Genomic DNA, 15,806 nt, shown 5'->3' on the forward strand with positions numbered 1-15,806 from the left:
AAGCGGTCGCGCTATCCTAAGGGTATTGTGAATCGATTCACAATCGGGCTCGATGTTGAGGACCCACACCTTGCGCCGTCGTCTCGCGGTCCAAGCAGGAAGTGACAATGAAGCCACTGATCCGGAACCTAGCCTCCGTCTTCGTGGGTGTGCTCGCGGCAGGCATGCTCGTCGCGCTACCAGCGCCCGCGGCGCTGGCGGCGCCCGCTCCGCTGGACATCTACCCCCTCCAGTCCACCTACCCCGCCTCCCCCGATTTCGTGCTTACGGTCAACGGACAGAGCGTGCCGGTTCAGGATTACGCCGGCTACGACATCGCCCAGTTCGCCATGGGCAGCGGCGAAGCGGCGATCTCCATCCGGAAGATCAACAACACCAACATCGGGTCCTACTCGATCAGTCCTCGCAAGCTCGGGCTCACCGGTTCGGTATCCGGGTCGACACTGAATTTCACAGTCACTAAAGACGAGTACCTCATCGTCAAAATCGACAGTCGTCCTGACCTAGTCATCGCTATCGATCCGCTCGAGACGAACAAGCCCGCTAGCTCGGGAACCGGCATCTTCAACGTGACGGCGTCGCCCTACTCGGCAAGCCCGGGGCCGCAGTACTCCACGACGGCGTTCCAGAACGCGTTAAACGACGCGGCCGCGTGGGGGTCAGCGAACGGCGGGCAAGGCACGGTGTACGTGCCCGCCGGCGTCTACACGCTCGGTACGCTCTACCTCCGCTCCAACCTGAAGTTGTACCTCGCGCCGGGCGCTGTCCTCAAATACACCGGTGTGCGAGCGAACTACGACGTGCACTGGCGCAAAAACTCGCAGGCGCGCGACATCACTTGGTTCCTCTCCACCCGGTACTCCACGACGAACATCTCCATCACCGGGCGGGGAATCATCGACGGCAACGGGATGGCCTCTCTGCAGCCGAGCAATCTGGGCGTGAACCTCCTCGTGCCGATCTACACTGACGGCTTCACTGTGGATGGGATCACCTTCCGCGAGTCCAGCAGCTGGGCCATCATGCCCACCCGATCTACCAACATGGCCTTCCGCAATATGAAGATCTTCAACCGGTTCGACATGGGCGAGAACGACGGCATCGACGTGATGGAATCCAGGAACGTCACCGTCACCAACGCCATCGGCATCGGCCTCGACGACCCGTTCAGCACAAAGACTTGGGCGAACCATATCGACCTATTCAAGAACGTGCCCGGATCGCCCCGGCCGATGGAGAACGTCACGTTCGACGACCTGGTGAGCTGGACCCATTGCTACGGGGTGAAGGTCGGCCAGGGCGTGTTTCAGCAGCAACTGAACATCACCTTCCGCAACGCGACGATCTACGACTCTTCGGTCGCTATCGGCATCCACCACAAGTACGGGACGGCCGGCGCGGTAAGCGTCCAGTTCGAGGACATCGACGTTGAACGCGTGGGACACAGCGCCTGCGGCGACGGCAACCGCACTTGGATGGCGCTGTGGACCGGAGCGACATCGGAGGGTATTGGTCCCGTCACCGACATCGACCTCACACGGATCCGCGTCCGTGACGCTGGCACAACCCCGGCACGCATCACTGGCGTGCCGGGGGCACCAATCACCGACGTGAAGTTCGAAGCGATCCGCATGCCGGGGAGTACGACGACAGCGACGACACTGCAGCAGATGAACGTCACGAACGTGAGTGACGCATCCAACATCCAGATCGTCCCGTAGCCCCGGCGTTGCGGAAGCGGAATCGTTAGCCATAGGATCGGGGCGACTGTGAATCGATTCACAGTCGCCCCGATCTGCTTCGAAGGATGAAATGCCCACTCCGTTGACGGACCTCCTCTCACCGATTCGTCGCCGCAAGCCCCGCATCGGGCTGGTAGCCGGCGGACTGGGAACGTACTGGCCGCAGTTCCCCAACCTCCTTCCTCAGTTGCAGGCTTCGGCGTCTTACGTGTCCGAACGGTTCAGCCAGATGGACGCCGAGGTCATCGACGTGGGGTTTATCTCTGATGCGCAGGAAGGCGCCGCGGCCGCCGAGAAGCTACGGCAGGTCGATTGCGACCTCATCGTCCTGTTTCTGACCACCTACCTCACGAGTTCGATGGTGCTGCCCATTGCCCAGCGTGCGCACGCACCGGTCTTGGTCATCGACCTGCAGCCCACCGAGAAGATGGACCATGCGAACTTTGACACCGGCGCATGGCTTGCATATTGCGGCCAATGCCCGGTTCCGGAACTCGGAAATGTGTTCCGTCGAGCGGGCATCCCCTTCCGCTCCGTCTCTGGGTTTCTCACCCAGGAGTCGGCATGGCAGCGCATCTCACGCTGGATCAATGCAGCGCACGTTCGAGCCGCCCTCCGACACGCGCGACACGGCCTTATGGGTCACCTGTATCCGGGGATGCTGGATGTGTCGACAGACCTCACGCTCCTTCCTTCGACCTTTGGCTCACACGTCGAGGTGCTCGAGTTCGACGACCTCCGGGTGCGGACCAACGCGGTATCCGAAAGGGAGGTTGCCGCACGTGTGGCGCTCGCACGAGAGATCTTCGCTGTTGACGAGTCGGTAGACGAGGACGACTTCGCATGGGGCGCACGGGTATCGGTCGCGCTGGATCAGCTGGTCGAGGACTTCGAGCTCGACACGCTTGCCTATTACCACCGAGGCCTCGAGGGCGAATTGCACGAGCGCCTCGGCGCCGGCATGATCCTCGGCGCGTCCTTGCTCACGGCGCAAGGGGTCCCGACCACCGGTGAGTTCGAGCTGCGGACCACTGTCGCGCAACTTGTCACACAGGTGGTGGGCGCGGGCGGATCCTTCTGCGAAATCCAAGCATTGAACTTCGAGGATTCGGTCGTTGAGATGGGTCACGACGGGCCAGCCCACCTCGCCGTATCCAGTCGCGATCCACTATTGCGAGGCCTCGGCGTTTATCACGGGAAGCGCGGCTGGGGCGTGTCGGTGGAGTTTGACGTCCGCCACGGCCCGGTCACGTTGCTCGGCCTGGGCCAGAACAGCGATGGGTCTCTTTCGTTTATCACCTCCGAAGGACAGGTGGTCCCCGGACCGCTACTGGAGATCGGCAACACGACGAGCCGGGTGGATTTCGGGCGCGACCCAGGCGAGTGGGTGGATGAGTGGTCAGCCACCGGCGTGGGTCACCACTGGTCGCTTTCTCTAGGGCACCGTGCCGACGACTACGCCGCGGCGGCAGGGCTCCTCGACGTCGAGTACCGCCACGTGTAAGCGCGCTACGCTCACCTCGCCAAGGAGTCCGCTCATGATTACAGACCATCCCATCGTCATCGGCGCCGGACTCGGGGGCCTCCTCGCGGCGCGTGTTCTCCACGTGAACGGCATCGCCGACCGTGTCTACGACCTCGAGCGCAGCAGCACGGCGCGGGCCCAGGGTGGCATGCTGGACATCCATGACTACAACGGTCAGCGTGCCATCCGCGCTGCCGGGTTGTGGGAGGAGTTCAGCAAGCTGATCCACCGCGGCGGTGAGGCCACCAGGGTGATGGACTGTAACGCGAACATTCTCCTTGACGAGAAGGACGACGGTTCGCGTCGCCGCCCCGAAGTCGAGCGAGGGCAGTTGCGCGACATGCTGATCGACTCACTTCCCGAGGGCACGGTGCGGTGGGGGTCCAAAGCCGTCGCCTTCTCGCAGATTGACGGCGGGTACGCCGTGACATTCGGTGACGGTTCCGAGGTGGACGCAGCTCTGCTCCCGGCGCAGACGGTGCGTGGTCCAGGGTGCGCGCTCTGCTTTCCGACGAGACGCCTCGTTAGACCGGCATTTCGTTTGTCGAAGCCGACATCCGGGAGGCGGACAACCGTCACCCCGTCCAGGAATCCCTTGTGGGAACGGGCATGCTATTCGCGCTCGACGGAGACACCGGTGTGCTGTGCCATCGTGAAACCGATGGAAGTCTCCACACGTATCTCGGGCTACGAGTCGACGAAGACTGGCTCGACGACATCGACTTCGCAGACACGGCGGCAGCTAAGCGGGGCTTGCTCGAGCGACTTCGCAGCTTTCATCCCTCGCTGCAGGGACTCATCGCGCATGCCGACGGCACACTCACTCCGCGTCGCATTCACGCGCTTCGGCCCGGCTTCACGTGGGAGCACCGCTCGGGTGTGACCATCCTGGGCGACGCAGCGCATGTGATGTCACCTTTCGCGGGCGAAGGCGCCAATCTCGCAATGCACGACGGCTCGTCGCTCGCGCTGGCAATCGCGTCGCGCCCAGATGACATCGATGCTGCAGTGCGGGCGTACGAGGACGAGCTCTTCATTCGGTCCGAACTCGCTGCGACCGAAAAGCACGCGGCGATTACGTCAATCCAATCGATGCCAAGGTCTCGGTGGGCGTGCTCGGCACGGAGTGGGTCGACGGCCGACGATCCGTCATGAAGCCGTCGACCTTTCACTCCGTCGAGTCCGCCTGGCGCGTCCACGTCGAACCCAAGTGGGGCAAGCGAGCGATCGGCGGCGTGGGACACAGCGAGGTCCAAGCGTGGATCTCTGGCCTCGCGACGACCCACAGCGCAACCACTGTCCTGCGGGTCCACGGAGTGCTCGCTGCAATCCTTGACGGCGCCGTCCACGACAAGCGCCTCACCCAGAACCCCGCGCGAGCCGTCAGGCTACCCAAGAAGCAACGCGGCCGCCGCGCCTACCTGACGCATGCGCAGGTCGATACCCTCGCCACTCAGTCGCGGTACCCCACCATCGTCTACACCCTCGCCTACACCGGCATCCGATGGGGCGAGTTGAGCGGCCTCCGCGTCCGAAACGTCGACACCGCTCGCCGTCGCCTGCGCATCGAAGAGAACGCCGTCCTCGTCAACGCCACCATGCACGTCGGTTCAACGAAGACGAATGAGGCTCGCTCGGTTCCTTACCCCGGATTCCTCACTGAGGCGTTGCGCACTGCGTGCATCGGCAAGCACCCCGAAGACCTCGTCTTCGGCACCGGCGACGCTCACGCCCGCCGACCGCAGTCCCAGGATGGATGGTTCGCGTCCGCAGTCCGGCGAGCACAGGCACTCGACCCGACCTTCCCCAGGATCTCGCCGCACGATCTCCGGCACACCGCGGCCAGCCTCGCGATCAGCGCCGGCGCCAACGTCAAGGCAGTACAACGCATGCTCGGCCACGCCTCCGCAACGATGACTCTCGACACCTACGCCGACCTGTTCGACGACGACCTCAACCGCGTGTCGGACGCTCTCGATCGCGCCCGATCCTCCTCAGTTGTTGCCAATCTGTTGCCACACGACGGTCCGACAATGTGAAAGACCCCCGACGATCCGCGTGATTCCGCGGTTCTCGGGGGTCTTATCATGGCGGTGACGGTGGGATTTGAACCCACGGTAGGGGGTTACCCTACACAACTTTTCGAGAGTTGCACCTTCGGCCGCTCGGACACGTCACCGTCGTCCAGTTTACGACACGATCCTGGATGCCGCGAACCGAGTCAGCCGCGGTCCGCTCCATACAGCTCCCCGAACACGCTCTTGCTGCGCGGCGAGGTCATGGCGATTCCTTCGTGGCATCCGTTCCTGCACGGTACGCCGCACCGCCCACACCGGCCAGGGGCGGGCGTACGGTGAGCACGTGACCGCACCCTCGTCCCGCCTGATCGTCGCGATCGCGGCGCTCGCATCAGCGGTCGCGTTCCTCGACGGCACGGTCGTGAACGTCGCTCTCCCCGCGATGAGCGACGACCTGGGCGGCGGCCTCGCGACTCAGCAGTGGACCGTCGACGCGTACCTGCTGACCCTGAGCTCGCTCATCCTCTTCGCCGGCTCGGTGAGCGACGCATACGGTCGCGTGCTGGTGCTCAAGATCGGGCTCATCGGGTTCGGTGTGGCATCCATCGCCGTCGGCCTCGCACCCGACCCGGTCACCCTCATCATCGCCCGCGCGCTCCAGGGCGCCGCGGGCGCGTTCCTCGTGCCGAGCTCGCTCGCCCTCATCACGTCGCTCCTCCAGGGGACGGCGCAGTCGAAGGCGATCGGCCAGTGGACAGCCTGGACAACCGGCGCGACCCTCGCGGGCCCGCTCATCGGCGGCGTCTTCGTCGACACCCTGTCGTGGCGGTACGCGTTCCTTGTCAACGTCATCCCGATCGCGGCCACGTTCGTGCTCCTCACCCGCATGAAGGGCACCGACCACCGCTCCCCCGACGCCCGCATCGACGTGCTCAGCGCAGTCCTCTGCACGCTCGGCCTCGGCGGCATCGTCTTCGCACTCATCGAACAGCCGAACCTCGGGTGGACGCACAAGGCGATCTGGATGCCGCTCCTCGCAGGCACCGCCCTGTTCGTCGCCTTCATCCTGCGCCAGCGCACCGCCGCGCACCCGATCCTCCCCCTCGGGATCTTCACCGTCCGGAACTTCTGGACCGGCAACGTCTCGACGTTCTTCGTCTACGCCGCGCTGTCGCTGAACGGCTTCGTGGTCGGCGTCTACCTGCAGCAGGGAGCCGGCCTCTCAGCGACCCTCGCGGGCCTCGCGAGCCTGCCGGCGACACTGCTGCTCATCGGCCTGAGCTCGCTCGCAGGCACCCTGTCGGCGAAGCTCGGCCCGCGCCTGTTCATGACCGCCGGCCCGCTCATCATGGCCGCGGGCTCGCTGCTCCTGCTCACCGTCGGCGAGGACTTCGACTACTGGACGCAGGTCCTTCCCGGCCTGATCGTCTTCGGGCTCGGCCTCGCCCTCACGGTGTCGCCGCTGACCTCGACGATCCTCGGCGCCATCGGCGGCGAGCGCAGCGGCATCGCCTCCGCGACCAACAACGCCGTCGCCCGCATCGCCGGGCTCGTCGTCATCGCCGTGCTCGCCGCGATCGTTGGCGGAACGCTCGACCTCGACGGCTTCCACCGCGCCGCGATCGTCACGGCGGCACTCCTCGCGATCGGCGGGCTCGTCGCGTTCGCCGGCATCCGGAACCCGCGACCTGCGACGCAACCTGAGGCGGCGACCAATAAACCCGGCTGACACCTGGCCCGGTGGCATCCGTCACTGACAAACTGATCCCATGAGCGTGATGGAGAACTCGAAACTGACCGTCGTCGGCGCGGGCGCCGTGGGATCGAGCGTCGCGTACGCCGCCCTCATCCGCGGATCGGCGCGGCACGTCGCGCTCTACGACATCGCCGCGCCCAAGGTCGAGGCCGAGGTGCTCGACCTCGCGCACGGCGCGCAGTTCACCGGCTCGAGCGACATCATCGGCGGTGCCGACGTCTCGGTCGCCGCCGGCTCGCACGTCGTTGTGATCACCGCCGGCGCGAAGCAGAACCCCGGACAGACGCGGATCGAGCTCGCCGGGGTGAACGCCGGCATCCTCCGGACGATGCTCCCGCAGCTCCTCGAAGTCGCTCCGAACGCGATCTACGTCATCGTCACGAACCCGTGCGACGTGCTCACCGTCATCGGGCAGGAGGCGACGGGCCTGCCGCCCGAGCGCATCTTCGCGTCGGGCACCGTGCTCGACACCTCGCGCCTGCGGTGGCGACTCGCGCAGCGCGCCGGGGTCTCGACGTCGAGCGTGCACGCCCACATCATCGGCGAGCACGGCGACACCGAGTTCCCGCTCTGGTCGCACGCGACCATCGGCAGCGTGCCGATCCTCGACTGGGAACCCCTCGACGGTCAGCCCCGCTTCACGAAGGACGAGCTCGACCGCATCGCCGTGGAAGTTCGGGATGCCGCGTACACGGTGATCCGGGGCAAGGGTGCGACAAACTACGCCATCGGGCTCTCTAGCGCGCGCATCGTCGAAGCGATCCTCGGCGACCAGCACGCGATCCTGCCGGTGTCGACCGTCCTGAACGACTTCCACGGCATCGACGGAGTCGCCCTGTCGGTCCCCTCGGTGGTGAGCGCCGCCGGTGCGAAGCCGATCATGAACACCGCCTTCTCGGACCACGAACTCGGCCTGCTGCGTCACTCCGCTGACGCGCTGCGCGGCGCCGCGGCTACGTTGCGCTGATCAGCGCGGCCAGCAGCCGAGCACAGCGTCTCCAAATCACCGCGGATCTCGGGACCCGCGGCGCCGCGCGGCGTCTGCGGCACCGGAATGGAGACGTTGTGCACGGGCACGGCCGGGCGCGGCGCCGGTGTCGGATGCCGCGGCTAGCCTGACTGCATGGCTTCACGTCGTCCCGCACCGACCGCCGCGTTCAAGTGCACCGAGTGCGGGTGGACGGCGGCGAAGTGGGTGGGCCGCTGCGGCGAGTGCCAGCAGTGGGGCACCGTTGTCGAAGCCGCGACGCAGACGGGCATCACCGCGTCGGTGACACCCCTGACCCCGACCCGCAGCGCACGGCCGATCACGCAGATCGACACCCGTGAGACCCCGCGACGCACGAGCGGCGTCGGCGAGTTCGACCGGGTGCTCGGCGGCGGCATTGTTCCCGGCGCCGCGATCCTGCTCTCGGGCGAGCCCGGCGTCGGCAAGTCGACCCTCCTCATCGAGGTCGCCGCGCAGAGCGCACGCTCGGGCCGCCGCGTGCTCTACGTCAGCGCCGAGGAGTCGCTCAGCCAGGTGCGACTGCGCGCCGAGCGCACCGGCGCCCTCCATGACGAGCTGTACCTCGCGAGCGAGACCGACCTCGCCACCACCCTCGGCCACATCGACGACGTGCGGCCCGATCTGCTCATCGTCGACTCGGTGCAGACGGTGTCGTCCTCGCTCATCGACGGGGCCGCCGGCCAGCCGAGCCAGGTGCGGGAGGTGGCATCCACCCTCATCCGCGTCGCGAAGGAACGCGACCTGCCGGTCATCATCGTCGGGCACGTCACGAAGGACGGCCAGGTCGCCGGTCCCCGCGTGCTCGAGCACCTCGTCGACGTCGTCTGCCACTTCGAGGGCGACCGACAGACCTCGCTCCGGTTCGTGCGGGCGCTCAAGAACCGCTTCGGCGCGACCGACGAGGTGGGCTGTTTCGACATGACCGGCGAGGGCATCGCCGAGGTGCCCGACCCGAGCTCGCTGTTCCTCAGCACCCGCCGCAGCGAACCCGGCACGTGCGTCACCGTCGCGCTCGAGGGGCGCCGCGCCCTCCCGGTCGAGGTGCAGGCGCTCACCCTCCGCACGACGGCACCGAACCCGCGCCGCATCGTCAGCGGGGTCGACGGCGCCCGCGTCGCGATGGTGCTCGCCGTGCTCGAAAAGCGCGCCGGCATCACCCTCTCCGACCAGGACGTCTACGTCTCCACCGTCGGCGGCGTCCGACTCACCGAGCCCGCGGCCGACCTCGCCATCGCGCTCGCGATCGCCAGCGCGGCATCCGAGCGGCCGAATCCCGCGAAGCTCGCGGCCATCGGCGAGCTGAGCCTGTCGGGCGAGATCCGCCGGGTCACGCAGCACGACCAGCGCAAGGCCGAAGCGGCGCGCCTCGGCTACCGCGCGGTCATCGACATGGGCGCGGGCACGCTGCGCGGTGCCCTCGCCGAGCGCACCAAGCACCACGAGCCGACGCGCGGCGACGAACCAGGGTTCTGACGGATCAGGCGTCGAGCGCCGCGATCAGGTCGGCCGGCGCCGCCTGCATCGGGTGTGGGCCTGCGATGTCGAAAAACACCGTCGTGATCTGCTCGCCGTGGGTGCCGAGGAACGTCCGCAGCCACTCCGGCGACTGCAGGGCGATGCCCGGGGGCAGCGCGGCCGGCTTGTTCGCCGCGTCGCTGAACAGCAGCAGCGCGAGATCGCCGGTGTTCGGGTCGCGGTAGGTCCACACCTCGCCGGAGTCGCGGGGGTCGTCGCGCTGCCCCGGACGCAGCAGCGGCACGACGGTCGGACCGTGACGCAGGGCGAAGGCGAGGGCCGCCATGTCCTGGGTCTGCAGGGCGTCGGCGAGTTGCGTGTTCCGGAACTCGAGCGGTCGCTTGTCGCGCTTCTTTCCGGCCATGCCCTCAAGCCTACGGGCCGGGAACGTGTGGGGCCCTCTCGAACTCCCCATTGGGGACTGGGAAAGTCGAGAGGGCCCATTGCTCACCGGCGGCAATTCCTGGCGCCCCGTCTCTGGGGTTTGACGGGGCTCCGATGCTGGGGACAACGGGGGCTCCGCCGGGAGCTGACACCAGGCTACGCGGCGATCGGGGCGAGACAACACCCCAGCGCCAACATCGCAAATGAGAATCTTCTCAGGAAGAACAGAACCCCTGATCGGATGCCGCTAGCGAATCGTGAACTGCGCGGGCTCGACCGACTCGATGCCGCCGATCGACACCGTGAGGTTGTACCAGCCGGGCAGCGCGTTCTGCCGGCTGCCCTCGCAGGTGTCGACGGACGAGCGCGTGCGATCCCAGACCAGCGGCGTCGAGCTCGAGACGGTCTGCCCGGCGCCGAGCTGCACGACCTGGTCGCTCGGCTCGCTCTGGCAGTCGGTGGAACGCCACCACACGTCGCTGCCGCTCGTGATCTCGAACGTCTGTGCCGTGGTGCCGACGTTGATGAGGCACGGGAACTCGGTGTCGTTCACCAGCTGGATCGAAAGGTGGGGGAACTGGTCGGTGCCGTACGAGCCCTTGTCTACCTTCGCGGTGACCGTGACGTCGCCCGTCGTACAGGGCAGCACCTCGACGGCGTCCTCGTCCTCGTCGACGGCATCCGCTGTCGGCGTCGGGGACGGTTCCTCGGGGGCAGGGCTCGTCGGGATCGGCGTCGACCCGGCCGGCGCACTCGCCGAGGCTGACGGGCTCGCGCCCGGGCGCTCGGCCAGCGCGGCATCCGCCCACGCCCGCCACGGCTGCCAGATGACCACCGCGACGACACCACCCACCAGCAGGAGTGCGACGAGCACCACCGCCAGCCGACGGCGGCGGTAGACGGCCGGCGAGTGCCGGCGGCGCGGGGTGGAGCTGGTCACGCGACCAGGGTAAGCGGCGTGGCCGCACTCCCCCGCCCGGCGCGCCTACAACTGCTTGAGCATGCGGGTGTTGCCCAGGGTGTTGGGCTTCACGTGCGCGAGGTCGAGGAACTCGGCGACGCCCTCGTCCGGGCTGCGGAGCAGCTGCGAGTACACATCGGGGTCGACGACCTGCTCGCCGATCGTCTCGAACCCGCGACGGCTGAAGAACGGCACCTCGAACGTGAGGCAGAACAGCCGCGAGAGGCCGAGCGCGCGGGCATTGCCCTCGAGGCGGTCGACGACGCCACCACCGACGCCGCGGTGCAGCCAGTCGTCGGCAACGATGAGGGTGCGGATCTCGCCGAGGTCCTCCCACATGACGTGGAGCGCGCCGCAACCAACGAGCCGGTCGCCTGCCTGGGCGACGACGAACTCCTGCACGGTCTCGTACAGCGTGACCCGCTCCTTGCCCAGCAGGATGCGCCGGGCGACCCACGGCTCGAGCAGCTCCTGGATCGCGGGGACGTCGGACGTGCGCGCCTGCCGCACCTCGAACGTCTCAGCCATAACGTCCACTGTATTGCGCGGCGGCCGCCGCGCCTGCGCGCGCGACCGAGGCCGGCCCGCGGGAGCCCTACGCTTGAGCAGGAGAGGGACCCGAGTGAGTGTGCTCCGTGATTACGCCACGGCAGTGTCGCAGCCGACACTGCCGTTCGCGTCGACGGTCGACGCCCGCTACGACGAAGTCGTCGACACCGACGGCACCCTCCGACCCGCATGGCGTGCACTCGCCTCGCTCGCCCTCGGGCTGACGCAGGACGAGCTGTCCCGTGTCGACGGCGAGATCGTCCGCTTCCTCGCCGACGACGGCGTCTCGTACGCGCGCGCCGGCGACGACCTGCAGCCCTGGCAGCTCGACCCCATGCCGTTCGTGTTCGACGCCCCGGGCTGGGCGCGCCTCGAAGTCGGCCTCGCACAGCGCGCCGAACTCCTGAACGCGCTGCTCGCCGACCTCTACGGCCCGCAGACCGTCCTCCGCGAGGGAATCGTCCCGGCCGCGACGGTGGTCGGACACGCCGGCTTCGTCCGGGCGGTCGCGCGTGCGCACCCGGCATCCGGCACCCCCCTGCTGCTGTCGGCCACCGATCTCGGGCGGGATGCCGCAGGCGAGTGGCACGTGCTCGCCGACCGGGTGCAGGCGCCGTCGGGCCTCGGCTACGCCGCCGAGAACCGCCGCGTCATCTCGCAGGTGCTGCCCGACCTCCTCGATGAGGGCGCGCTGCACCGCATGGACCCGTACTTCGCGGCGCTCCGCGCGGCGCTCATCGCCGCCGCACCCGAGGGCACGACGCATCCGCGCATCGTCGTCATGTCGCCGGGACCGCTGTCGGAGACCGCGTTCGACCAAGCGTTCCTCGCGACGGCGCTCGGCTTCCCACTGGTGCAGGGCAGCGACCTCGTCGTGCGCGAGGGCAGCGTGTGGATCAAGCCCGCCGGGTGGCCGAAGCGCGTGCCGACCGAGCGGGTCGACGTGATCCTGCGGCGGGTCGACGCGGAGTGGTGCGATCCCCTCGAACTGCGGTCGGGCTCACGGCTCGGCGTCGCCGGTCTCACCGAGGCCGCGCGCCGCGGACGCGTCACGCTCGTCAACGGGCTCGGCGCCGGCGTGCTCGAGAACCCTGCGCTCATGCCGTATCTGCCCGCGGTCTGCGAGCACCTCCTCGGCGAGCAGCTGCGGCTGCCGTCGGTGCCCACCTGGTGGCTCGGCGACGCCGACGCTCGCGGTGACGTGTTGGCGCGGATCGAGGGCGACGATCCGACGCTCGAGGTGCGCCTCATCGACGAGCCGCGCCGCCGCCTCGCGATCCCCTCGGGCGAGCTCGTCGCGCGCGTGCTCGCCGAGCCGCACAGGTACGCGGCGCAGGAGCAGCTGCCGCTGTCGCAGGTCCCGGTGTGGAACGGCGGGGCCGCGGCATCCGCTCTGCCGGTCATCCTGCGCGGGTTCTCCGTCCGCTTCGGGTCGACCTACCGGCCGCTTGTCGGCGGTCTCGCGACGGTGCGCGATGCGCCGGATGCCGCGCCGCGGACGAAGGACGTCTGGGTGCTGAAGGCCGACGAGACCGACCCCGACCAGGGCATCGCCGACGTGGCGGCCCTCCCCACGACCCGCAGCGACCCGACCTTCGCACCGCGTGCCCTCAGCGACATGTTCTGGACGGGCCGCTACGCCGAGCGCACCGAAGACCTGCTGCGGCTCGTCCTCGCGACGCAGGCCGCACTCGATCAGCCGGGCGCCTACACGCCCGCCCGTGCCGCCGAGAGCGTGCGCGTCCTGCTCGCGTCGCTCGACGCGCTCGCCGGACGGCGCGAGGCCGACCCCGAAGCCGAGTTCCGTTCCCTGCTGCTGGATGCCACGCGTCCAGGCTCCGCCGCGCACTCGATCGCCCGCCTGCGCGACGCGATGGAGGGCGTCCGCGACCAGCTGTCGGGCGACACCTGGCGGGTGTTCTCGAACATCGAGCGGGCCGTGCGCGCGCTGCGGAGCTCGCCGCACCCGCACCGCACCGCGGAGTCGGCGGGACGCATGCTCGCCTCGATGCTGTCGCTCTACGGCGTGACCGCGAACATGATCCGCGACGCCGGCTGGCACATGATCGAGGCCGGCCGCTACCTCGAGCGCGGCCTGCAGCTGTCGGCACTGCTGACCTCGACGCTCGCGATCAGTCGCACACCGCGCACCGACCGCGAAGTGCTCGAGTCACTGCTGGTCACCGCCGAGAGCGTCGTCACGCACCGTCGCCGGTACCGGGGCAGCGCCCGCGCGGCCGACGTCGTCGAGCTGCTGCTGCTCGATGCGAGCAACCCGAGGTCGCTCGCCTTCTCGCTCGCGACGATGCGCGGTCACCTGGCCGCAATGCCGGCATCGACGGGTTCCACGCGCGCGGAACGGCTCCTCGACCACCTCGAGACCGAGCTCGCCGCCATCGACGTCGCCGACCTCACCGCCGTCGTCGGCGGTCGCCGCGACCGGCTCGTCGAGACGCTGACCGACGTCACCGCCCAGCTCGAGCAGCTCGCCGACGCGATCGGACACCTCCACTTCGAAGCCGGCCCGCCGGCCGTGTCGATGGCGGAGCTGTCGCTCATCGAGCTCGCGGAGGTGCGACCGTGAAGCGTTACCGCGTCTGGCACCGCACCGCCTACACGTACAGCGACGCCGTGCACGACAGCGTCGGGCAGTTCCACCTGCTGCCCCGCGAACTGCCGTGGCAGCAGATCGCGGCATCCGGTGTCACCGTCGAACCCGAGCCGGGCGACATGGCACCGGGCATCGACTACTTCGGCAACTCGTCGACCTACTTCCACGTCACCGACCCGCACGAGGCGCTCACGATCGAGTCGTCGAGCGACGTGACCGTGATGGTGCCCGAGTACGACGCCGACGCGCTCGCCCAGCCGTGGGAGCTCGCCCGCCCGCTGCAGCATCCGTCGCTCGAAGGCGCGTGGCAGGCGACCGAGTACGCGCTCGAGTCGCCGCGCGTGCAGCACGTTGCGGCGGCGACCGCGTACGGCGCCGAGTCGCTCACGCCCGGTCGCCCCATCGGCGAGGCCGCGACCGACCTGATGCAGCGCATCCACCGCGACTTCGACTACGACAAGACCGCCACCACCGTGACGAGCACGGTCGCCGACGCGATGGCCGCCCGCGCCGGTGTGTGCCAGGACTTCGCGCACGTCGCCCTCGCATGCCTGCGCGCGCACGGCGTCGCCGCACGGTACGTGTCGGGCTACCTCGCGACCCAGCCGCCGCCCGGCAAGGAGCGCGTGTTCGGCGCCGACGCATCGCACGCGTGGCTCGCCGTCTGGCTGCCCGGCACCGACCAGTGGCTCGCGATCGATCCCACCAACGACCAGTGGGCGAACGACCGCTACATCACCGTCGCGTGGGGGCGGGACTACGGCGACGTCTCGCCCGTCCGCGGCATCATCTTCACCGACGCGAAGACCTCGACCCTGCGGGTGCAGGTCGACGTCGCGCCGCTCGACTGACGGCCGGGTTTCGGGGCGCGTCGCGGGCCCGCGCGTGCGCGGATGCAATGGATCGTGGCCGACGCGCCGCGGCGCGGCATCCATCCCCGGCGCGTCGCGCGGGATCCATTGCATTCGTGCGCGAACGGTGACCAGCGGATGCCGCAGGCCAGGCCCACCGACTGCGACGAGCTCAGGCCAAGAAGCCGCGCAGCAGCGCCTCGGACCCGGCGAGATGGTCGAGCACGGCGGCCTCGGCCGCGTCGGGCCGACCGGTGAGGATGGATGCCACGATGCGGTCGTGCTGCGCGTCGGAGTGCTCGATGTTGCGCGGCAGCAGCGGGAACGTGTCGAGCCACGCGTTCACCCGCGCACGGTTCTCGACGACGAGCGGCAGCAGCGACGGGATGCCGGCGAGCTCCGCGATCGTCAGGTGGAGCAGCGAGTCGAGTCGGCGGTAGTCCCCGGCGGATGCCGCGGCCGTGGCCGCATGCCGATCTTCGAGGGTCGCGCGCGCGGCGTCCGTCAGCATCCGCGACGCCGCGGCCCGCGCCGCCCCCGCCTCGAGCACCCGCCGGAGTCCCAGCACGTCGTCAAGCTCTGCCGCGTCGACCGGACCGTCGGCGGACGGCGGCAACGGGTCGGCGACGAACGTGCCGCCGTACCTGCCGCGCCGCCGCACGACGTAGCCGGCGTCGGCGAGCTCGCCGATCGCCTGCCGCACGGTGTCACGGCTGACCGCGTACCGCTCGGCGAGCTCGCGCTCCGAGGGCAGCGACTCCCCCGGCGCGACGAGCCCCAGCCGCACCGTCTGCACGAGCCGCGCGACCGTGTCTTCGAGCGCGTTCCCGCCGCGCACCGGCCGGTAGACGGTGCGACCGAGGTCGTGCGGCGGGTGCGTCATGC

Annotated in this window: 13 protein-coding genes and 1 tRNA gene; 9 read left to right on the forward strand and 5 right to left on the reverse strand. The window is 68.9% G+C overall.

All coding sequences use genetic code 11. The features are described 5' to 3' along the window. Positions 1 to 143 precede the first annotated feature (143 nt). The 4 genes from QNI14_RS05105 to QNI14_RS05120 all read left to right on the forward strand — a co-directional run bounded on the left by QNI14_RS05105 (position 144) and on the right by QNI14_RS05120 (position 5,306). Positions 144 to 1,721: a glycosyl hydrolase family 28 protein gene (locus QNI14_RS05105; RefSeq protein ID WP_283715314.1), complete on the forward strand. Its 1,578-nt coding sequence runs from the start codon at positions 144 to 146 to the stop codon at positions 1,719 to 1,721. A gap of 91 nt (positions 1,722 to 1,812) precedes the next feature. Then, positions 1,813 to 3,246, forward strand: coding sequence for an L-fucose/L-arabinose isomerase family protein (locus QNI14_RS05110; protein ID WP_283715315.1), 1,434 nt, complete (start codon positions 1,813 to 1,815; stop codon positions 3,244 to 3,246). Between the two features lie 630 nt (positions 3,247 to 3,876). Beyond that, complete coding sequence (locus QNI14_RS05115) at positions 3,877 to 4,422, forward strand: FAD-dependent oxidoreductase (protein ID WP_283715316.1); 546 nt, start codon at positions 3,877 to 3,879, stop codon at positions 4,420 to 4,422. Continuing rightward, on the forward strand, positions 4,419 to 5,306 hold the full coding sequence (locus QNI14_RS05120) for a tyrosine-type recombinase/integrase (RefSeq protein WP_283715318.1): 888 nt from the start codon (positions 4,419 to 4,421) through the stop codon (positions 5,304 to 5,306). The genes QNI14_RS05115 and QNI14_RS05120 overlap by 4 nt, the downstream gene beginning before the upstream one ends. 49 nt (positions 5,307 to 5,355) lie before the next feature. Here QNI14_RS05120 and QNI14_RS05125 read toward each other — a convergent pair. After that, a tRNA-Ser gene (locus QNI14_RS05125) sits at positions 5,356 to 5,446 on the reverse strand. A gap of 182 nt (positions 5,447 to 5,628) precedes the next feature. Between QNI14_RS05125 and QNI14_RS05130 the strand changes: the two genes are divergently transcribed. From QNI14_RS05130 to radA, 3 genes are all read left to right on the forward strand, one after another. Further along, a complete protein-coding gene (locus QNI14_RS05130) occupies positions 5,629 to 7,014 on the forward strand; it encodes an MFS transporter (RefSeq protein WP_283715319.1) in 1,386 nt (461 codons plus the stop codon). A 40-nt stretch (positions 7,015 to 7,054) separates the two neighbouring features. Further along, complete coding sequence (locus QNI14_RS05135) at positions 7,055 to 8,008, forward strand: L-lactate dehydrogenase (protein ID WP_283715321.1); 954 nt, start codon at positions 7,055 to 7,057, stop codon at positions 8,006 to 8,008. Between the two features lie 156 nt (positions 8,009 to 8,164). Then, positions 8,165 to 9,523: a DNA repair protein RadA gene (radA, locus tag QNI14_RS05140; protein WP_283715322.1), complete on the forward strand. Its 1,359-nt coding sequence runs from the start codon at positions 8,165 to 8,167 to the stop codon at positions 9,521 to 9,523. A gap of 4 nt (positions 9,524 to 9,527) precedes the next feature. Here radA and QNI14_RS05145 read toward each other — a convergent pair whose 3' ends face one another. The 3 genes from QNI14_RS05145 to QNI14_RS05155 form a co-directional block, all read right to left on the reverse strand. Then, positions 9,528 to 9,929, reverse strand: a complete 402-nt coding sequence (locus tag QNI14_RS05145) for a dehydrogenase (protein WP_283715324.1) — start codon at positions 9,927 to 9,929, stop codon at positions 9,528 to 9,530. Positions 9,930 to 10,196: 267 nt separating this feature from the next. Beyond that, positions 10,197 to 10,889 carry a hypothetical protein gene (locus QNI14_RS05150; RefSeq protein WP_283715325.1) on the reverse strand — a complete coding sequence of 231 codons (693 nt, stop codon included), beginning with the start codon at positions 10,887 to 10,889 and terminating at the stop codon, positions 10,197 to 10,199. A gap of 45 nt (positions 10,890 to 10,934) precedes the next feature. Then, a complete protein-coding gene (locus tag QNI14_RS05155) occupies positions 10,935 to 11,438 on the reverse strand; it encodes an amino-acid N-acetyltransferase (RefSeq protein ID WP_283715326.1) in 504 nt (167 codons plus the stop codon). Positions 11,439 to 11,532: 94 nt separating this feature from the next. Here QNI14_RS05155 and QNI14_RS05160 point away from each other — a divergent pair, with 94 nt between their 5' ends. Further along, complete coding sequence (locus QNI14_RS05160) at positions 11,533 to 14,043, forward strand: circularly permuted type 2 ATP-grasp protein (RefSeq protein ID WP_283715327.1); 2,511 nt, start codon at positions 11,533 to 11,535, stop codon at positions 14,041 to 14,043. Next, positions 14,040 to 14,921, forward strand: a complete 882-nt coding sequence (locus QNI14_RS05165; protein ID WP_283715328.1) for a transglutaminase family protein — start codon at positions 14,040 to 14,042, stop codon at positions 14,919 to 14,921. The genes QNI14_RS05160 and QNI14_RS05165 overlap by 4 nt, the downstream gene beginning before the upstream one ends. A 172-nt stretch (positions 14,922 to 15,093) precedes the next feature. Here QNI14_RS05165 and QNI14_RS05170 read toward each other — a convergent pair whose 3' ends face one another. Then, positions 15,094 to 15,804, reverse strand: coding sequence for a FadR/GntR family transcriptional regulator (locus QNI14_RS05170; protein ID WP_283715330.1), 711 nt, complete (start codon positions 15,802 to 15,804; stop codon positions 15,094 to 15,096). Between the last annotated feature and the right edge of the window lie 2 nt (positions 15,805 to 15,806).

This window comes from Microbacterium dauci, assembly GCF_030065535.1.
Classification (GTDB): Bacteria; Actinomycetota; Actinomycetes; order Actinomycetales; family Microbacteriaceae; genus Microbacterium; species Microbacterium dauci.

Excerpts from the sequence above, each read along its gene's own strand:
- QNI14_RS05110 (WP_283715315.1), top strand. The coding sequence starts at position 1,813 with ATGCCCACTCCGTTGACGGACCTCCTCTCACCGATTCGTCGCCGCAAG.
- QNI14_RS05115 (WP_283715316.1), top strand. The coding sequence starts at position 3,877 with ATGCTATTCGCGCTCGACGGAGACACCGGTGTGCTGTGCCATCGTGAA.
- QNI14_RS05120 (WP_283715318.1), top strand. The coding sequence starts at position 4,419 with ATGAAGCCGTCGACCTTTCACTCCGTCGAGTCCGCCTGGCGCGTCCAC.
- QNI14_RS05135 (WP_283715321.1), top strand. The coding sequence starts at position 7,055 with ATGAGCGTGATGGAGAACTCGAAACTGACCGTCGTCGGCGCGGGCGCC.
- radA (WP_283715322.1), top strand. The coding sequence starts at position 8,165 with ATGGCTTCACGTCGTCCCGCACCGACCGCCGCGTTCAAGTGCACCGAG.
- QNI14_RS05145 (WP_283715324.1), bottom strand. The coding sequence starts at position 9,929 with ATGGCCGGAAAGAAGCGCGACAAGCGACCGCTCGAGTTCCGGAACACG.
- QNI14_RS05155 (WP_283715326.1), bottom strand. The coding sequence starts at position 11,438 with ATGGCTGAGACGTTCGAGGTGCGGCAGGCGCGCACGTCCGACGTCCCC.
- QNI14_RS05170 (WP_283715330.1), bottom strand. The coding sequence starts at position 15,804 with ATGACGCACCCGCCGCACGACCTCGGTCGCACCGTCTACCGGCCGGTG.